This window comes from Streptomyces sp. NPDC111744, from assembly GCF_055634995.1.
Window position 1 is genome coordinate 241695 of record NZ_JBVKCG010000012.1, and the last position, 17129, is coordinate 258823.

The following is a 17129-nucleotide window of genomic DNA, read 5'->3' on the forward strand; positions in this document are numbered from 1 at the left end:
TGGCGTGACCACCGGCGAGCCGTCCGAGCACGACGGCCACCCGCACCTCAGGCACCTCAAGGAACAGCTGACCGAGCACCACCGCCGGACCCGGGCCGAGCACGAGGAGGCCGAGCTGGAGGCGGCGATCGGCACCGCCGCCTTCGACCTGGGCGCCGACATCGCGCACCCCGCCCCCGGTCACACGGCGAGCGGATACGACGTCGACACGGACATCGGCGTCGGCCCGCACCAGCCGACCAGCCGGACCTCGGACAGCAGACAAGCAGACAAGGAAATCCCATGACCGACGCCACACCCACCGTCGTCCTGGTGCACGGCGCCTTCGCGGACGCGTCGAGCTTCGCCCGGGTCATCCCGGAACTGCTCGCCGACGGGCTGAAGGTGCTCGCCCCGGCCGTGCCCAACCGCAGCCTGACCGGCGACGCCGCCTACATCGCCTCGGTCGTCCGCGCCATACCCGGCCCGGTCGTCCTGGTGGGGCACTCCTACGGCGGTGCCGTGATCACCGTCGCGGGCGCCGAGGACAACGTGAAGGCCCTCGTCTACCTGGCTGGTTACGCCCTGGAGGAGGGCGAGAGCCTCGGCGAGCTGCAGGGCCGGTTCCCCGACTCCGAGCTGGCCTCCGCCCTGGTGTACACGCCGTTCCCGGTCGAGGGCTCGGACGAGCCCGGCACCGATGTCACCGTCGAGATCGACAAGTTCCCCGCGATCTTCGCCGCCGACGTCGACCCGGAGCTGGCCAGGGTGCTCGCCGTCTCCCAGCGGCCCCTGGCCGGCGCGGCCTTCGCCGAGGCGGCCCCGGTCGCGGCCTGGAAGACCAAGCCGTCCTGGGGCCTGGTGTCCTCCTCGGACCACACCATCAACCCCGACGTCGAGCGCTACGGCTACGAGCGCGCCGGCATGATCACGGTCGAGGTCGACTCGTCCCACCTGGTCATGCTCGCCCACCCCGAGAAGGTCGCCGACCTGATCCGCGAGGCGGTCAAGAACCTCGCCGCGGATTAACCCCGCGAGGGCGATGCACTACGGGCCGCGCACCGGTGCCGACCGTGCGCGGCCCTCGCCGTCGTGACCCGGGAGCGATTCGAGTCATCGATAGTCTGCGTCACCATGACGCGCGCCTGGACCTTGCCGATGCTGTTCGTGCTCTGTGGATCAGCCGTTGCGACCGGCCTGCTCCTGCGGGGGAGCCCGGCCGCCGCCGCGGCACTCCTGCTGGTGTTCGTGCTGCTCGCAGGCGTGAACTCACCGCTGGTGTTCCCGCGGTCGATCAGTGCGCCGGAGGCACAACGCCGCAGCGCGGCCGACGGCCGACCGGTCGTCTTCTGGCGGCCGGGCTGCCCGTACTGCATGCGGCTGCGCTTCCGGCTGGGCCGCAGCGCCCGTCAACTGCACTGGGTCGACATCTGGCGTGACCCGGCGGGAGCGGCAGCGGTGCGGGCGGTCAACGACGGGAACGAGACCGTGCCGACTCTCTTCGTGGCAGGGCGGCCGCACACCAACCCGGATCCCGAATGGGTGCGCGAACAGCTCTCTCCCTCGGCGTGAAAGACAAGCCGAACCTAGCCCTCCGAGGCCGGCTTCCAGTCCCGGGCGAGGAGGCCGAGGAGTACCTCGTCCAGGAACTCGCCCATCACCCAGGCCGCGGAGCGAAGTACGCCCTCGCGGACGAAGCCGTTGCGCTCGGCGGAGCGCAGCATCGCGGTGTTGTCCGCCAGTGTCTCGATCTGCAGCCGCTGCAGGCCGCGTACGACGAAACCGTAGTGGCACAGCACCGCGACCACGTCGGTGCCGTAGCCCTTGCCGCGGGCGGACGGCAGCAGCCCCAGACCGAGGTGCGCGGACCGGTTGTGGGTGTCGATGCCCCACAGGACCGCGGAGCCGACCAGCGTGCGGCCGTCCAGCTCCACCACGGAGAACGGGACGTGCCCTTGCTCCTTGTCGTCCACCACGAACCGCGACTCCTTCGAGCCGGGCGTGATCGGCCGCCATGGCCGGCCCTGGGCCCGCGAGTGGGTGACCACGTCGTCGTGGAGTTCGGCCTGCAGGACCGGGACGTCCTCCTCGTGCCGGGCCCTGAGCCCGACCTTGCTGCCGCTGAGCATGCAAGCTTCCTATCCGAGCGGGCCGGCCGGCGGCAAACGAATAAGAAGCGCGGGGCGCCGCCGACTGTGAGGGGGCTCACCGAGCCTGTGAGTTGAGCACGCCACCTGTGGATCGCGGTGCGTCTCCCTGCTGAGCCGGCGCCGGCTGCCAGGACGAGGCGCCATGACGGCAGGGTGGTGTGCGCGCACGTTACGGGCCGCGGTGTTCGCGGTCGTCTGTGTGCTGCTCGCCGCCCTGGGCCACGTCATGATGTCCGGCGGCCCGGTGCCCGGCTGGGCGCTGGCCGCAGGGTTGGTGGCCACCGGCGGCCTGGGCTTGGCCCTGGCCGGACGTGAACGCGGGCTGCCGCTGGTCGTGTCCGCCGCGGTCGGCGCCCAGACGGCGCTGCACAGCGGCTTCTCCACGGCCCAGGCATGGACGTCCCAGAAGGACGCCATGGCCTCCATGCAGATGGCCCCGTGCACATGGCCCCCATGCACATGGCCTCCATGAGCATGGACATGGCCGGTTGACATGGCAGGCATGCACATGGGCCCCACCCACCTGGCTCCCCTCGCATACCTCGGCTTCGGCACCGGCGGCACGGCCTCCACCGGCATGTTCGCCGCCCACCTCCTCGCCGCACTGCTGTGCGGACTGTGGCTCGGCCACGGCGAACGGGCCGCCTTCCGCATCCTGCGGGCCGTCGCCGGCCGCCTCACCGCACCCCTGCGGCTGCTGCTCGCCCTGCCCGCCACACCCGAGCGCCCGCGCCCCCACCCGCTCCGCCGCCGCTCGGACCGGGCGCCGCGGCTGCTGCTCCTCATCCACGCGATCACTGTGCTGCGTTACGTCGCCCATCTGTGCGCCGACCCGCAGGCCGTCGACGACCTCGCCCAGGACACGTTCCTGCGTGCGCTGGGCAGCCTGCACCGCTTCGAGGGCCGCTGTTCGGCCAGGTCCTGGCTGCTGTCGATCGCCCGCCGGGCGGTCGTGGACAGTCACCGGTACGCCGCCGCCCGGCCGCGACCGGCGGACGTCCCCGACTGGCAACTCGCCGTCGAGCGGGCCCAGCCGTGCGGGCTGCCCGGCTTCGACGACGGGGTCGCGCTGCTTGACCTGCTGGCGGCACTGCCCGACGAGCGGCGGGAGGCGTTCGTCCTCACCCAGCTGGTCGGGCTGCCGTACGCGGAGGCCGCGGAGGTCAGCGACTGCCCCGTGGGCACGGTCCGCTCCCGGGTGGCCCGGGCCCGCGAGGCGCTCCGGGGTCAGTTGTCCTGAGGCCCCTCGAAGGCCTTCAGGATGCGCTCGGCGGCCAGCGTCGCCGTCAATGTGCCGTCCCTGACCTGTCGTTCGAGGCCGGGGGCGGCCGCGCGCACCGCCGGATGGGCGGACAGTCGGCCGAGCAGCTCGTCCCGCACCATCGACCAGGTCCAGCCGACCTGCTGCTCACGGCGTTTGTCCGCGAGCCGCCCCGTCGACTCCAGCAGCGCCCGGTGCTGCTCCAGCCGCTCCCAGACCAGCTCGAGCCCGGTCGACTCCCGCGCGCTGCAGCTCAGCACCGGTGGCGTCCAGAAGGCGTCCTTGCCGTGCATCAGGCGCAGCGCGCCCGCCAACTCCCGTGCCGCGGACCGCGCGTCACGCTCGTGCGGGCCGTCCGCCTTGTTGACGGCGATGACGTCGGCCAGCTCCAGGACGCCCTTCTTGATGCCCTGGAGCTGATCGCCGGTGCGGGCCAGGCTGAGCAGCAGGAAGGAGTCGACCATGTCGGCGACCGCCGTCTCGGACTGCCCGACGCCGACGGTCTCGACCAGGATCACGTCGTACCCGGCGGCCTCCATGACCACCATCGACTCCCGGGTCGCCTTCGTGACCCCACCGAGGGTGCCCGCGCTGGGGGAGGGGCGGACGAAGGCGTTCGGGTCGACCGCCAGCCGCTCCATCCGCGTCTTGTCGCCCAGGATCGAGCCGCCCGTGCGGGTGGAGGACGGGTCCACGGCGAGGACGGCCACCCGATGACCCAGCCCCGTCAGCAGAGTGCCGAACGCGTCGATGAACGTCGACTTCCCCACGCCCGGCACCCCGCTGATGCCGATACGCCGCGCCCGGCCGCCGTGCGGAAGCAGCTCGGTAAGCAATTCCTGTGCCAGCGCCCGGTGTTGTGGCCGGGTGGACTCGACGAGGGTGATCGCGCGGGCGATGACCGCCCGCCTCCCGTCGAGTACACCCTTCACATAGGCGTCGACATCGATCACAGGTCGTGCCCGAGTTCCGCCGACAGCCGCTTCACCAGGTCGTAGGCCGCGTCGGGGATCACCGTCCCGGGCGGGAACACGGCCGTGGCGCCCATCTCCAGGAGGGTCGGCACGTCCTGCGGCGGGATGACACCGCCGACCACGACCATGATGTCCGCCCGGCCCTCCTCGGCGAGCCGCTCGCGCAGCGCCGGTACGAGGGTGAGGTGGCCGGCCGCCAGCGAGGACACGCCGACCACGTGGACGTCCGCCTCCACCGCCTGGCGGGCGACCTCCTCCGGGGTCTGGAACAGCGGGCCGACGTCGACGTCGAAGCCGAGGTCGGCGAAGGCGGTGGCGATCACCTTCTGGCCGCGGTCATGGCCGTCCTGGCCCATCTTGGCGACCAGGATGCGCGGCCGCCGCCCCTCGGCCTCGTCGAATGCGTCGACCAGGGCCCGGGTGCGGTCCACGTTCGGGGACTCACCGGCTTCGTTGCGGTACACACCGGAGATCGTACGGATCTGGCTGGCGTGCCGGCCGTAGACCTTCTCCAGGGCGTCGGAGATCTCGCCCACGGTCGCCTTGGCGCGAGCCGCGTTCACGGCCAGCTCCAGCAGGTTGCCCTCGCCGTCGGCCGCCCGGGTCAGCGCGTCGAGCGCGTCCCGGCACGCCGTCTCGTCCCGCTCCGCCCGCAGCCGCCGCAGCTTCTCGATCTGCTGGGCGCGCACCGAGGAGTTGTCCACCTTGAGGACGTCGATCGCCTCGTCGGTCTCCACCCGGTACTTGTTGACGCCGATCACCGGCTGCCGCCCGGAGTCGATCCGCGCCTGCGTCCGCGCGGCCGCCTCCTCCACGCGCAGCTTGGGGATACCCGCGTCGATGGCCTGCGCCATACCGCCCGCCTGCTCGACCTCCTGGATGTGCGCCCAGGCCTTGCGGGCGAGGTCGTACGTCAGCCGCTCCACGTAGGCGCTGCCGCCCCACGGATCGATGACCCTCGTCGTCCCCGACTCCTGCTGGATCAGCAGCTGGGTGTTGCGGGCGATACGCGCCGAGAAGTCGGTGGGCAGGGCGAGCGCCTCGTCGAGGGCGTTCGTGTGCAGCGACTGGGTGTGGCCCTGGGTCGCCGCCATCGCCTCCACGCACGTCCGCGTGACGTTGTTGAAGACGTCCTGCGCGGTCAGCGACCAGCCCGAGGTCTGCGAATGGGTGCGCAGAGACAGGGACTTGGTGTTCTGCGGCTCGAACTGGCCGACCAGCTTCGCCCAAAGGAGCCTGGCCGCCCGCAGCTTGGCGATCTCCATGAAGAAGTTCATGCCGATCGCCCAGAAGAAGGAGAGCCGGGGCGCGAACGCGTCCACGTCCAGGCCGGCTTCGCGACCCGCCCGGATGTACTCGACGCCGTCCGCGAGCGTGTACGCCAGCTCCAGGTCGGCCGTGGCACCGGCCTCCTGGATGTGGTAGCCGGAGATGGAGATCGAGTTGTAGCGGGGCATCCGCTGCGAGGTGAAGGCGAAGATGTCGGAGATGATCCGCATCGACGGCTTCGGCGGATAGATGTAGGTGTTGCGGACCATGAACTCCTTGAGGATGTCGTTCTGGATGGTCCCGGCCAGCTTCTCGGGCGGTACGCCCTGTTCCTCCGCCGCCACGATGTACAGCGCGAGCACCGGCAGCACGGCGCCGTTCATCGTCATCGACACGGTCATCTTGTCGAGGGGGATCCCGTCGAACAGCTGGCGCATGTCGTAGATGGAGTCGATGGCCACGCCCGCCATGCCGACGTCGCCGGTCACCCGCGGGTGGTCGCTGTCGTAACCCCGGTGGGTGGGCAGGTCGAAGGCGACCGAGAGGCCCTTCTGCCCGGCCGCGAGGTTGCGCCGGTAGAAGGCGTTGGACTCCTCGGCCGTGGAGAAGCCCGCGTACTGGCGGATGGTCCAGGGCTGGTTGACGTACATCGTCGGGTAAGGGCCGCGCAGATACGGCGCGATGCCCGGGTACGTCCCGAGGAAGTCCAGGCCCTCCAGGTCACGGCCGGTGTAGAGCGGCTTGACCCCGATGCCCTCCGGGGTCTCCCACACCGGGGCCTCGGAGCCGGTGGCGTGCTTGACGGCCGTACGCCACTGCGCGTCACCGCCCTCGGTGACGGGGGTCCCCAGCTCGATGCCGGAGAAGTCGGGGATTCCCATCAGGACACTCCCATGCGGTCAAGGGTCTCGGACAGCACGGCCACGGCGTCGCAGCCCGCGAAGACGTACGCGTCGACGCCGGCGTACTCGCCCCGGCCCGCGAGGAACACGTGAGCGGCACCGGCCGCCTTCAGCGACCGGGCCGTCTCCTCGGCCTGTTCGGTGTAGAGCGCGTCGCTGGAGCAGAGCACCGCCTCGGCGGCGCCGCTCTCCTCGAAGCGGCCCTCGGTGACGGGTTCGACGCCACCGGCCTGGAAGAGGTTGGCGGCGAAGCCGGCACGCGCGGTGTACGCGGCGGCCGGGCCGATCGTCGCCAGGTAGATCCGGGGGCGGGCGCCGGTCGCCGCGAGGTGGGCGTCCGAGCGGGCGCGCAGTTCCTCGTACGCCTCGTCCCGGCGCACCCGGGGGAGCCCGCCGGACGGAAGCTCGGGCGCGGGCTCGCGCACCGGCGGCTTCTCGGCCAGGTTCGGGAACTCGCTGACGCCGGTGATGGGTTCGCGGCGCTTGGCGAGCTTCTTGGAGCGCTCCGCCCAGGTCGTCGCGAGGTCGGTGCGCAGCCGGCCCGAGCGCAGCACGGCCGCCTGGCCGCCGTCCCGCTCGATGGACCGGAAGAACTCCCAGCCGGCGTGGGCGAGTTCGTCGGTGAGCCGCTCCACGTACCAGGAGCCGCCCGCCGGGTCGATCACCCGGGCCAGATGTGACTCCTCGACCAGGATCGTGGAGGTGTTGCGGGCGATCCGGCGGGCGAACGCGTCCGGCAGGCCCAGCGCGTGGTCGAACGGCAGTACGGTGACCGAGTCGGCGCCGCCGACCCCGGCCGCGAGCGTGGCGACCGTGGTGCGCAGCATGTTCACCCACGGGTCGCGGCGGCTCATCATCACCGGCGAGGTGACGGCGTGCTGCACCTGGGCGCCCGCGTCGGGCGCCCCGCTGACCTCGGCGACCCGCGCCCACAGTCGGCGCGCGGCGCGCAGCTTGGCGATCGTGAGGAACTGGTCGGCGGTCGCCGCGTACCGGAACTCCAGCTGTCCGAGGGCCTGTTCGATGCCCAGCCCGGCTTCGGTCAGATCTCGCAGGTAGGCCACCCCGGTGGCCAGCGAGGCGCCCAGCTCCTGGCCGGCCGAGCCGCCCGCCTCGTGGTACGGCAGCGCGTCCACGGTCAGCGCACGCAGCCCCGGGAACTCCTCGGCGCACCGCTTCGCCAGCTCGGCGACGGGGGCATAGGCCAGGGACTCACCGGTACGCGCCTCGAACCCCAGCGGGTCGGCGCCCAGGTTGCCGCGTACGGCCTTGGGGTCGACGCCCTTCTCGTCGTAGAGCCGGAACAGCTCGGCGGCCGCCTCCGCCACCTCACGGCCGGCGTCGAGTGCGACCGGAGCCAGGTCGAGGTAGACACCGTCGAGGGCGCGGGCGAGGCCGGACACCGGGATACCGCCTTGGCCGACGATCAGCCAGAGCGAGGTGACGCCGTTCTCCAGATCGGCGAGGACCGCGCCGTCGTGTGCTGCCACGTGCCGCTGCCTTATGTCCCAGCCGCCCGCGGTGCCGACCTCGGGCCGTCCGCCGCGCACATACGGCGCGAAGCCGGGCAGGCCGGGGTCGGGCGCCGTGTCGCGCGCGGTGTAGAGGGGACGGGTACGCAGCCCGTCCTCCAGCGTCGTGGACAGAGCTTCCTCAGCGGCCTCGCCCGAGACTTCCCTGCCCGACTTGCGCAGCACACCCTCCACGAGGCGTTGCCACTGCTCGTGTGTCGCGTCAGGGAACTCGGCGGCCAGTGAGAGCCCGTCGTCAGGCAGGACCGTCATGCTCGGATGCTAGGGCAGAGCGCCAAAAGTGCACGGGTGACGGGGCTGTGACCTTGCCCTCTCCGTGGTTGTGACCTGAGCCTCTCCCGGGTGAAGTGACCGGATTCGTGCGGTCAGTCCGTGCCGTCGGCGAGCTTCGGCACGAGCGCGCACAGGGCCTCGCGCTGTTCCGGTCCGATGACGTGAGTGAACGCCTGCCCGACCGTCTCCGCGAGGGTGGCGGAGGCGTCACCGAGGAGGCCCCGGGCCTTGTCGGTGAGGGCCACCTCGACGCCCCGCTTGTCACCGCAGACGGCCTTGCGGGTGACCAGGCCGGCGTGCTGGAGGCAGGCGATCTGGTAGGTGAGGCGGGTCTTGGGGCGGCCCAGCAGCTCGGCGATCCGGGTCATGCGCAGGCCCTCGCTCGGTTGCTCGGCCAGCAGACACAGGATCAGGAACTCGTCGTGGGAGACGTCCAGCGTCTCCTTCACGACCGACCGCAGCCGCTGCTCCACCGCCCCCGTCGCGGCCAGCAGCAGCATCCAGGCGCGCAGTTCGCCGGGGAGCAGTCCGCCGCCTGTGACGGACGGGCATTCGGGCAGCTCTGCGGGGTGTTCCTGGGAGGCCGTCATGGCATCGAGTCTACCTGTTGTCCAAATTTGAATAGTGGGCTAGCGTGATGGTCATCCAAATTTGGACCATAACTCGGACCACTACTCGATGGGAGTACGGCCATGACCGTCACCGTGGAAACCGGCCTCTGGCAGCTCGACCCGACCGCCTCCACCGTCGCCGTACGGCACAAGTCCGTCTGGGGCCTGGTGACCGTCAAGGGCACCTTCACGGGCGTCACCGGCCGGGGCGAGGTCGCCGCCGACGGCACCGCCACGGGCGCGCTGGCGATAGACGCGGCCTCCCTCGACACCAGGAACAAGAAGCGGGACGACCATCTCCGCTCGGCCGACTTCTTCGACGCCGCCAACCACCCGGAGATCACCTTCGCGGTGCGCGGTGCCGAGCGGCGCGCGGGTGACGTGGTGCACGTCGACGGTCAGCTGACCGTCCGGGGCGTCAGCAGGCCGCAGCAGGTCACCGCGAAGCTGGTCTCGGCCGACGCCGACGGACTGACGCTTCAGGCCGAGTTCACGGTGGTGCGCGAGGAGTTCGGGGTCACCTTCAACCAGATGCGCATGATGGGCGGGCCGACCACGGTGGCCGCCACCCTCCGCTTCACGCGTGTGACTGCCTGACCGACTCTCCTGTGATCTGAGGGGTTTCGCGTGACCGGCTATCCGGCCGTCCTGCGCAGCTTGACGTCCTTGCTGGACAGGGTCTGCGGATCCGCCGTGAAGGCGCGCAGCCGGATCCGGGTGCTCGGCTTGGCGGGGATGCCGAACCGGCCGTTCGGCGGCTTGAGTTCCACGCTCGCCGTGCCGTGCGCGGGAATCGTCGCCGGACCCCGCACCAGCAGCCAGTACCTGCTCATGCCCTGGCCGGTGGTGAGGGTGTAGTGCGGGGTGAGCGGGACGCTCCCCGTGTTGACCACCTTCAGCGTCATCGCCCGGACCACAGCTGTCGACTGCTTGGCCCGGCGCAGGGTGGTGATCTCCATCCGCAGCGGTGGCCTGCCGGACACCGCGAGGCCGGCGCTCACCAGCGCCGGCACGAACAGCAGGACGACCGTCCCGACCAGGACGGGTCGGCGGCGGGACCCGGTCAGGAAGGCCGGGCGCGGCTGCCAGGCGTGCCCGAACTCCGACAGGGGTGCGGTGACGGCCGCCGCCAGCCACAGCGGGGTCATCAGCAGGTAGTAGCCGTCCTGTGAGCGGGTCGCCAGGAAGAAGGCGAGCCAGGGCAGCACGGTCGCGGCCGGGCCGAGGCGCCGTACGAACAGCACGAACAGGGCGAGCAGGGCCGCCGCGAGCAGCATGCTCGCGTGCGAGTACCAGTCGATGCGGTCACTGCCGTTCGTGAAGTACAGCGTGACGTCCACCAGGCCCTGGCCGTGCACCACGGCGCCCTGGGTCAGCGGCAGCGCGATCCCGCCCAGCCAGCGGCCGGGCTCGGACACGATGAAGTACATGTTGATCAGCAGCCAGACCGCGACGGCGACGCCGACGATCCGCAGCACCACCAGAGCGGCGGCCCGGCCGCCCAGCTCCCCGCGCCGCACCGCGTAGATCCCGGCCAGCAGGAACGGCGTGACGAACCACGGCAGCTGCTGCGCCGCACACGCGGCGCCCAGGCACGCCGCCCGGGCGACCCCCGCCGTGCCCAGCCGGCCGCCCGCGCCGATCCGCGGCCAGCGCACCACCACCGGGATCAGCAGGGCGAGCCCGATGATCGCCGGATAGCCGACCCGGGCGTACGACGGCAGGAAACCGAAGCCCAGACACGCCAGCGTCGCCGTCGACCGCCACGGCAGCGGGAGCATCCGCCACAGCGTGATCGTGCCGGCGATCAGCGCGCCCGTGCACACCGCCGTCGCCGGGGCGCCGGAGTGGCCCAGCCACAGCAGCGGGACGGTGAGCAGCGGGGCCAGCGGGGGATAGCCGTACGTGAAGTCGTAGCCGCCGCCTATCGTCGGCGTGAGGGCGATGCCCGTGCCGTGGAACAGCCAGGGCCAGGCCTGCCCGTAGACGGTGTGCCCCGCGACGAGTTCCTTGGCGGCCTGGGTGGTGAGGACGCCCTCGTCGCCGCCGTTGTGGTTCAGTGCCCAGGCGCACAGGGCGAGGGTGACCGCCGTGACCAGGACCACCAGGTCGAGGCGGGCCAGCGACCGGGTCCTGCGGACCGTCAGCGTCAGTACGCCGGTCACCAGGATCGAGACGTAGCAGACCGAGATCAGGGCCGCCATGACCAGGTGGTGCGTCGCCGCCTGCGCCCAGATGGAGCGGGTGCCGATGAACAGACCGATGTCGGAGAGGAGGGTCAGGACGCGGTGCCACGGCGCCGGGGCCCCGAGGTCTGTGAGGTCTCCCGGAGCGGCGGACACCGCCGACAGCGTCCGCCGGCCGGGTGTCACCTGCTGTGTTTCTGCCAAGTGCACGCACCGGACGCTAACCCCGGGCGGTGAGCGGAGCATGGCTGGAGGAGAAGAGTCCGGTGTGAGGGCGGTAAGAAGCCCCCAATGCGCGGCAATCGCGTGAATAGTGACAAGATCACTCTTTCTTCGCATGGGTGCCCACGCGCGTTCGCGCTTCGTGTCGCTGTTGGGCCGAACGGGTGACTTGGCGTAAGAATTGGCTGGTGCAGGCATCGAACGCAAGTCAGGTCAGGGGGAGCCGGTGAGCCGTTACGACGTCACCGATGAACAGTGGGAGGGGCTCGCCCAGGTCGTGCCGCTGCGGGGCCGTGACGCCTGGCCGTCGGCCGTGAGCCACCGGTCGCTGCCGGACGCGGAGACCGAGACGCGGCGCCGTTTCGTCGTGCTGCGGGTGAATGTCTTCGCCGACGCGCGTGAGGTCGCCGAGACGCTGATGGCGGGTGTACCGGTGCTGCTCGACCTTACCGGTGCGGAGACGGAGGTCGCCAAGCGCGTCCTCGACTTCAGCACGGGCGTCGTCTTCGGCCTGGCCAGCGGGATGCACCGGGTGGACCGCAACGTCTTCCTCCTCACCCCGCCCGGCACGGAGGTCAGCGGGCTGATGGAGGGGGCGGGGGTCTCGGGCGGCTGAGGGGAGCACCGTCTCCGGCTCGGCCCTCGGTCGGGGCATCGGTCATGGGGTGGCTGCGCGCTCGTCCCCCGATCGTAGGAAGGTCCCGACGGCGGAACGGTTCACCGGTCGGCCGGAGCCCTACGGTCCGCATATGCCCGTGCCCTCTGCCTCACCCGCGTCCCACCACTCTCCGCCCGCCGGTTCCGCCCCAGACGACACGCCGACGTCGCCCGAAGCCGCGCCGCTATCGGCGATGTCGGGTGCCTCGACGGGCTCTGACGGCCTCAGGCCCAAACGCCCCCACGGGTCGCGCCCCGCTACCCCCACGGAACCGCGGGAGACCGTGCCCCGCGCCCGCACCGCACCACCGACCGCGGAGCCCGCCGGTCCACCCGCCGCGGCATCGGCCACGCGGTCCGCGTCCGGCGATGCGGCTGCCCCGGTGCCGACCGCGCCCTCGGAGACCGGTTCCGCCGGTCGGCCCGCCACCGCGTCGGCTCCGCGCGCGGCGACACGTGCCGGCGGTCCGGCTGCTCGCTCGTCGGCCGCCCTCCCGACCGCCGGTCGGGCCGGTTCTGGCGATCCGTCCGCCGTCGCGTCGGCTTGGCATGCGGCGGCATGCCCCGGTGGTTTGTCTGGTTCCGTGTCGGTTGTGGGTTCGGGTGTCGGTTCTGCTGGTGTGTCTTCTGCGGTGTCGGCTTCGGGTGCGGCGGTAGGTGCCGGTGGTTTGTCTGGTTCCGTGTCGGTTGTGGGTTCGGGTGCCGGTTCTGCTGGTGTGTCTTCTGCGGTGTCGGCTTCGGGTGTGGTGGTACGTGCCGACGGTCCGTCCGGCCCCGTGTCGGTCGGCCGCCCGGGCGGTGCCTCCGCTGGTCCTGCCGTCCCCTCCGCCCCCGTGGCCACCCCCCGGCGCGACCCCCGCCCCCGGGTCACCGAGCTTCGGCTCTCCGCCTTCGCTCGGCATCGGGGGGCGAGTTTTCCGCTTGGGCGGGTCACTCTTTTCGCCGGGCCCAGTGGGAGTGGGAAGTCCGCCGTGCTCGCGGCCTATGAGGCGCTGGCACGGCTGGGGGGCGGGGCCCCGCTCGCGGAGGTGTTTCCCGATCCTGTCGCACTGGTGCCGGAACGGGCGCGGCCCGATGCGCAACGGCGGCGGGGGTTTCGGATCGGCTGTACCGCCGACGGCCCGGAAGGGCCCGTACGCCTCGATGTCGCCGTGCAGGCCGAGCCCGAACTCCGCATCGTCGGCGAGCGGTTGACCGCCGGCGGGCTCGTGCTGCTGGAGACGGCCCTGCGCGACCCCGGGCGGCGGGCCGTACAGGCCGCCTGGCACACGGCGGGCAGTTCCCCGGTGACCAGGGCCCCGCTGCCCGACGACCGGCTCGGCACCGCCCTGCTGCCCCTGCGCGTCGCCGGAAAGACCGACGGCCAGCGCCAGGTCCTCGCCGCCGCCGAGCAGATGGTCGTCGCCCTGCGGTCGGTGTTCGCCTGTGATCCGCGGCCCGAGGGCATGCGCACCCCGGTTCTCGTCGGCTCCGGTCGGTTGCTGCGAGGCTGCGACAACCTCGCCGACGTCCTCTGGCGCACCCGCTCCGAATGCGGCCGCCGGCACGGACTGCTCGTCGACGCGGTGCGCACCGGCTGCGCCGGCCCCGTGACCGACCTGCTCGCCGAGCCGCTCGGCGACGGCACGGTACGGGCGCTGCTCGACCGCGGCGACGGCCACCGCTCGGAGCTGGAACGGCTCGGTGACGGCGAGCTGCGCTACCTCGCCCTCGCCCTGGTCCTCTTCACCGGCCCCGGCGTCCTGGAGGTCGACGCACCCGGCGAGGTCCCCGACGCGATGCGCAGCCTCACCGTCCTCGCCGACGGCTTCGACCGCTGCCTGGACCCCCGCCAGCGCACCGAACTCCTGCGCACGGCGGTCCTGATGGGCGAGCGCGGCCACATCCGCTTCGTCGGCGCGGTGAGCGACGCGACCTGGGCCGTCGGAGCGGGGGCGATCACAGTGGTACATCTGGACGCGTGACCGACGAAGAACCCCTCGACGTGGCGAAGCTCCAGCGCCGGCTGGCCGAGTTCGCCGCCGCCCGCGACTGGCAGCAGTACCACACGCCCAAGAACCTGGTGGCCGCCCTCAGCGTGGAGGCATCCGAACTGGTCGAGATTTTCCAGTGGTTGACCCCGGAGGAGTCCTCCCGCGTGATGGACGACCCCGACACCGCCCACAAGGTCACTGACGAGGTCGCCGACGTCCTGTCCTATCTGCTCCAGCTCTGCGGAGTCCTGGACATCGACCCGCTGGCCGCACTGGATGCCAAGATCGAGCGCAACGAGAAGCGCTTCCCGCGCCCCTGACGGAGGGTCACGGCGGAAGTGCAATACTCCGGGATAACGCTCGGTAGCCAAAACCCCGCCCGAATCCGAATTGTTGTCCACAGATTTCCCTCTTCCTCTGGCTCCACGTCTCACATGCCCTCACTCTGGGTAGTGAACTACTGAGTGCTGCAAGGCAGTTCGGACCGACGGGGACGGGGCGACGGATGGACGCGATGCGGCTCATCGTGGCGAGCAGACGGGCGCTGGCGAGCGGCGCCGGCGTACCGGAAATGATGACCGAGGTGTGGCAGGCCCAGGCCCTGGCCCAGGCGATCGGCAGCCGGCTGGCCGTCTCCGGCCCACCCGAACTGCGCGGCGAGGCCCTCGGCCTGACCGAGCTGGCGGGCCGGGGCTGCGGGATTCTGGGCGCCCCTGACCTGGACCCCGGCACCCTGCGTGCCGCCCAGCTCACCGAACTGGACGACGCGCGGCTGACCCTGCTGAGTCTCGGCGGACTTCTGGGCGAGGTCGGCATCACGCTGGTCGGTATGGCCAGCGCCGCGGCCGACGAGGCGACGTACTGGCAGTGCATGGAGGCCATCGACGCGGCCGACGAGTCGCGGGACCGGGTGCTGGAGATGCTGCGCAAACTGGCGGCACGGGAGGAAGTCCGCGACGGCTAGACGGCGGGCGCCGCCTGCAACGGAAGAGTGTGCAGGTCACACGGTCAGGATGAACTGACCAACCTGACCGTCCCGTTGAACCTGTGCCGCGTCTCACCGTCCCCTGGGCGTTTCGGCCAGTGACAGGTGCACCGGCGGCGCCCGGCCAGGAGCGGGCACCTCCCGTGCGGCAGCGGCACGTCTTCGGGCTGCCTGCACCAGGACTGGAGGTCTTCGTACCCGTCCCGCTCCGTCAGGGTGCACTCGGCGGCTGCGGCGGTTCGAGTTCGCACCTGCGGTCCTGGCGCCGACGGCTCGCCGCCGGGCATCAGCCCGCTGATCTGCCCGTCGATCTTCCCCGGCGGCTGGGCGAGCCGCCCGCGGCGCCGGACGCGCACGGGCCGTCGGCGGCCGGCCGGGAGGCGATCAGGACACGACAGGCCCTACCTCGGGTCGGCCTCTTCCTTCGGGGCCCGCTGCAGATCCGCGTCCAGCGCGGAGAGATCCGCGTTCAACGCCGCCATGAGTTCCTCCATCTGCTGGAGCAGCCCCTTCGGCTGACCGGTGGGGCCACCCTGGTGCGAAACGGACTTTTCGGACAAGACGGCCTCCTCGGCCCCCCGGCGCGCCGTCGGCGGGCCACGACTACGCGCGACGGCGAGGACCGTCCGGCGCGGGTGCCGGACGGCCCGGCTCCCTCCAGCCAACGATCACCGCAGAGGCCGGTCACTGGTCCGGCCCCGCCCCGCGACCCGCCGTTGACGACATTCACCCTGGCGGGGACGCACGCCACGGCTCGGGCCGATGCGGTTGACGGGGCCACGGCCATGCAGGATGGACGCATGGACCTTCGCATCTTCACCGAGCCACAGCAGGGCGCGAGCTACGACACCCTCCTCACCGTCGCCAAGGCGACCGAGGAACTCGGGTTCGACGCCTTCTTCCGCTCCGACCACTATCTGAAGATGGGCGACGGAGACGGCCTGCCCGGCCCCACCGACGCCTGGATCACCCTGGCGGGTCTCGCCCGCGAGACCAAGCGGATCCGCCTCGGCACCCTCATGACCGCGGCCACCTTCCGGCTGCCCGGTGTGCTCGCCATCCAGGTCGCCCAGGTCGACCAGATGTCCGGCGGCCGCGTCGAACTTGGCCTCGGCGCGGGCTGGTTCGAGCAGGAGCACAAGGCGTACGGCATCCCGTTCCCGAAGGAGAAGTTCGGCCGCCTGGAGGAGCAGCTGGCGATCGTCACCGGGTTGTGGGAGACCAAGCTCGGCGAGACCTTCGACTTCCACGGCACCTACTACGACCTGACCGACTCGCCCGCGCTGCCCAAGCCCGCCCAGGCGCGGATCCCGGTGCTGATCGGCGGTCAGGGCGCCACCCGCACCCCGAAGCTGACCGCCCGGTACGCCGACGAGTTCAACATGCCGTTCGCCTCGATCGAGGACAGTGAGGCGCAGTTCGGCCGGGTGCGCGCCGCCGCCGAGGCCGCCGGCCGCAAGAGTGACGACCTGACGTACTCCAACGCCCTCGTGGTCTGCGTCGGCAAGGACGACCGGGAGGTCGGCCGCCGCGCCGCCGCCATCGGCCGTGAGGTCGACGAGCTGAAGGCGAACGGCCTGGCCGGCACCCCGGCCGAGGTCGTCGACAAGATCGGCCGCTACGCCGAGATCGGCTCGCAGCGTTTCTACCTCCAGGTCCTCGACCTCTCGGACCTGGACCACCTGGAGCTGATCTCCGCCCAGGTCCAGTCGCAGTTGTCGTAACCCGGACCGGCCCGGCCGCTCCCGGCCCCCGTCACCGGGGCCGGGGGCGGTTGCTTTTCGGTACGTCGCTATTAGTGACACCGACCGTAAGAAAAAATTCCACCCGCCCCATTCCGGGCCTTCCAGGACTTAATGCCGAGGGGCAAGTGGTGGATTTGCGGGAGCGAGTCGCAGGTACCGTGCTTTCCTGCGCCAACCGGTTTTTACTTTGTGCTTTCCTGGGTCCTTTGACAACTCGGTGCGCAGGTTTCTATTCTCGGCGGGTATTCAGAGCTCCGGCGCCGTGGCTCTCGGTACTGACCTGGTCGGTGGGGGACGATGTACAGGTACTTGCCCGATGTTCCGGAACGCTCGATTTCTGTTTCCGAGGTTCCGTCGTGATGCCTTGTAGATTCCTCTGAGCCTGGGCGTGCACGCTTCCGGTGTGGTTT

Annotated in this window: 18 protein-coding genes; 11 read left to right on the plus strand and 7 right to left on the minus strand. The window is 71.4% G+C overall.

The window, feature by feature from the left end; translation table 11 throughout:
- Positions 1-4 precede the first annotated feature (4 nt).
- From ACZ7OO_RS26220 to ACZ7OO_RS26230, 3 genes are all read left to right on the plus strand, one after another.
- Positions 5-286 (plus strand): hypothetical protein, encoded by a 282-nt coding sequence (locus tag ACZ7OO_RS26220; protein WP_471508202.1) that lies wholly within the window; start codon positions 5-7, stop codon positions 284-286.
- Positions 283-1008 carry an alpha/beta fold hydrolase gene (locus tag ACZ7OO_RS26225; protein WP_471508204.1) on the plus strand — a complete coding sequence of 242 codons (726 nt, stop codon included), beginning with the start codon at positions 283-285 and terminating at the stop codon, positions 1006-1008. Before ACZ7OO_RS26220 ends, ACZ7OO_RS26225 begins: the two co-directional genes overlap by 4 nt.
- Positions 1009-1113: 105 nt before the next feature.
- The gene (locus tag ACZ7OO_RS26230; protein ID WP_471508206.1) at positions 1114-1551 is read left to right on the plus strand and encodes a glutaredoxin domain-containing protein; all 438 of its coding nucleotides are present in this window, start codon (positions 1114-1116) and stop codon (positions 1549-1551) included.
- Between the two features lie 14 nt (positions 1552-1565).
- Here the strand turns inward: ACZ7OO_RS26230 and ACZ7OO_RS26235 are convergent, their stop codons facing one another.
- Positions 1566-2108, minus strand: coding sequence for a GNAT family N-acetyltransferase (locus tag ACZ7OO_RS26235; RefSeq protein ID WP_471508208.1), 543 nt, complete (start codon positions 2106-2108; stop codon positions 1566-1568).
- A 163-nt stretch (positions 2109-2271) separates the two neighbouring features.
- On the opposite strand from ACZ7OO_RS26235, the gene ACZ7OO_RS26240 reads away from it, so the two are divergent.
- Both ACZ7OO_RS26240 and ACZ7OO_RS26245 read left to right on the plus strand, forming a co-directional pair.
- Positions 2272-2601 (plus strand): hypothetical protein, encoded by a 330-nt coding sequence (locus ACZ7OO_RS26240; RefSeq protein WP_471508210.1) that lies wholly within the window; start codon positions 2272-2274, stop codon positions 2599-2601.
- 21 nt (positions 2602-2622) lie between these two features.
- Positions 2623-3369 (plus strand): sigma-70 family RNA polymerase sigma factor, encoded by a 747-nt coding sequence (locus ACZ7OO_RS26245; protein WP_471508212.1) that lies wholly within the window; start codon positions 2623-2625, stop codon positions 3367-3369.
- Here ACZ7OO_RS26245 and meaB read toward each other — a convergent pair.
- The 4 genes from meaB to ACZ7OO_RS26265 all read right to left on the minus strand — a co-directional run bounded on the left by meaB (position 3357) and on the right by ACZ7OO_RS26265 (position 8930).
- On the minus strand, positions 3357-4343 hold the full coding sequence (gene meaB, locus ACZ7OO_RS26250) for a methylmalonyl Co-A mutase-associated GTPase MeaB (protein ID WP_471508214.1): 987 nt from the start codon (positions 4341-4343) through the stop codon (positions 3357-3359). The genes ACZ7OO_RS26245 and meaB overlap by 13 nt on opposite strands.
- Entirely contained in the window at positions 4340-6514 is a 2175-nt protein-coding gene (scpA, locus tag ACZ7OO_RS26255; RefSeq protein WP_471508216.1) for a methylmalonyl-CoA mutase, read from the minus strand. The genes meaB and scpA overlap by 4 nt, the downstream gene beginning before the upstream one ends.
- Positions 6514-8319 carry a methylmalonyl-CoA mutase family protein gene (locus ACZ7OO_RS26260; RefSeq protein WP_471508218.1) on the minus strand — a complete coding sequence of 602 codons (1806 nt, stop codon included), beginning with the start codon at positions 8317-8319 and terminating at the stop codon, positions 6514-6516. The genes scpA and ACZ7OO_RS26260 overlap by 1 nt, the downstream gene beginning before the upstream one ends.
- Before the next feature lie 113 nt (positions 8320-8432).
- Entirely contained in the window at positions 8433-8930 is a 498-nt protein-coding gene (locus ACZ7OO_RS26265) for a MarR family winged helix-turn-helix transcriptional regulator (protein ID WP_471508220.1), read from the minus strand.
- A gap of 102 nt (positions 8931-9032) precedes the next feature.
- On the opposite strand from ACZ7OO_RS26265, the gene ACZ7OO_RS26270 reads away from it, so the two are divergent.
- Complete coding sequence (locus ACZ7OO_RS26270) at positions 9033-9548, plus strand: YceI family protein (protein ID WP_471508222.1); 516 nt, start codon at positions 9033-9035, stop codon at positions 9546-9548.
- 38 nt (positions 9549-9586) lie between these two features.
- Here the strand turns inward: ACZ7OO_RS26270 and ACZ7OO_RS26275 are convergent, their stop codons facing one another.
- Positions 9587-11293 carry a hypothetical protein gene (locus tag ACZ7OO_RS26275; RefSeq protein WP_471508284.1) on the minus strand — a complete coding sequence of 569 codons (1707 nt, stop codon included), beginning with the start codon at positions 11291-11293 and terminating at the stop codon, positions 9587-9589.
- Positions 11294-11585: 292 nt separating this feature from the next.
- Between ACZ7OO_RS26275 and ACZ7OO_RS26280 the strand changes: the two genes are divergently transcribed.
- From ACZ7OO_RS26280 to ACZ7OO_RS26295, 4 genes are all read left to right on the plus strand, one after another.
- Positions 11586-11975: a cell division protein SepF gene (locus ACZ7OO_RS26280; protein ID WP_471508224.1), complete on the plus strand. Its 390-nt coding sequence runs from the start codon at positions 11586-11588 to the stop codon at positions 11973-11975.
- A gap of 817 nt (positions 11976-12792) precedes the next feature.
- Positions 12793-13980, plus strand: coding sequence for an AAA family ATPase (locus tag ACZ7OO_RS26285; RefSeq protein ID WP_471508286.1), 1188 nt, complete (start codon positions 12793-12795; stop codon positions 13978-13980).
- Complete coding sequence (locus tag ACZ7OO_RS26290; protein WP_471508226.1) at positions 13977-14309, plus strand: nucleotide pyrophosphohydrolase; 333 nt, start codon at positions 13977-13979, stop codon at positions 14307-14309. The genes ACZ7OO_RS26285 and ACZ7OO_RS26290 overlap by 4 nt, the downstream gene beginning before the upstream one ends.
- 185 nt (positions 14310-14494) lie before the next feature.
- Positions 14495-14953, plus strand: a complete 459-nt coding sequence (locus ACZ7OO_RS26295; protein ID WP_352224872.1) for a DUF6099 family protein — start codon at positions 14495-14497, stop codon at positions 14951-14953.
- A 422-nt stretch (positions 14954-15375) separates the two neighbouring features.
- Here the strand turns inward: ACZ7OO_RS26295 and ACZ7OO_RS26300 are convergent, their stop codons facing one another.
- Positions 15376-15534 (minus strand): hypothetical protein, encoded by a 159-nt coding sequence (locus ACZ7OO_RS26300; RefSeq protein ID WP_471508228.1) that lies wholly within the window; start codon positions 15532-15534, stop codon positions 15376-15378.
- A gap of 240 nt (positions 15535-15774) precedes the next feature.
- On the opposite strand from ACZ7OO_RS26300, the gene ACZ7OO_RS26305 reads away from it, so the two are divergent.
- Complete coding sequence (locus tag ACZ7OO_RS26305) at positions 15775-16698, plus strand: LLM class F420-dependent oxidoreductase (RefSeq protein ID WP_471508230.1); 924 nt, start codon at positions 15775-15777, stop codon at positions 16696-16698.
- The last annotated feature ends 431 nt before the right edge of the window (positions 16699-17129 follow it).

What these genes read in the sequence shown, in the direction of transcription:
- ACZ7OO_RS26225 (WP_471508204.1), top strand. Translation starts at nt 283, where the DNA reads ATGACCGACGCCACACCCACCGTCGTCCTGGTGCACGGCGCCTTCGCG.
- ACZ7OO_RS26230 (WP_471508206.1), top strand. Translation starts at nt 1,114, where the DNA reads ATGACGCGCGCCTGGACCTTGCCGATGCTGTTCGTGCTCTGTGGATCA.
- ACZ7OO_RS26235 (WP_471508208.1), bottom strand. Translation starts at nt 2,108, where the DNA reads ATGCTCAGCGGCAGCAAGGTCGGGCTCAGGGCCCGGCACGAGGAGGAC.
- ACZ7OO_RS26240 (WP_471508210.1), top strand. Translation starts at nt 2,272, where the DNA reads ATGACGGCAGGGTGGTGTGCGCGCACGTTACGGGCCGCGGTGTTCGCG.
- ACZ7OO_RS26245 (WP_471508212.1), top strand. Translation starts at nt 2,623, where the DNA reads ATGGCAGGCATGCACATGGGCCCCACCCACCTGGCTCCCCTCGCATAC.
- scpA (WP_471508216.1), bottom strand. Translation starts at nt 6,514, where the DNA reads ATGGGAATCCCCGACTTCTCCGGCATCGAGCTGGGGACCCCCGTCACC.
- ACZ7OO_RS26260 (WP_471508218.1), bottom strand. Translation starts at nt 8,319, where the DNA reads ATGACGGTCCTGCCTGACGACGGGCTCTCACTGGCCGCCGAGTTCCCT.
- ACZ7OO_RS26265 (WP_471508220.1), bottom strand. Translation starts at nt 8,930, where the DNA reads ATGACGGCCTCCCAGGAACACCCCGCAGAGCTGCCCGAATGCCCGTCC.
- ACZ7OO_RS26270 (WP_471508222.1), top strand. Translation starts at nt 9,033, where the DNA reads ATGACCGTCACCGTGGAAACCGGCCTCTGGCAGCTCGACCCGACCGCC.
- ACZ7OO_RS26295 (WP_352224872.1), top strand. Translation starts at nt 14,495, where the DNA reads ATGGACGCGATGCGGCTCATCGTGGCGAGCAGACGGGCGCTGGCGAGC.
- ACZ7OO_RS26305 (WP_471508230.1), top strand. Translation starts at nt 15,775, where the DNA reads ATGGACCTTCGCATCTTCACCGAGCCACAGCAGGGCGCGAGCTACGAC.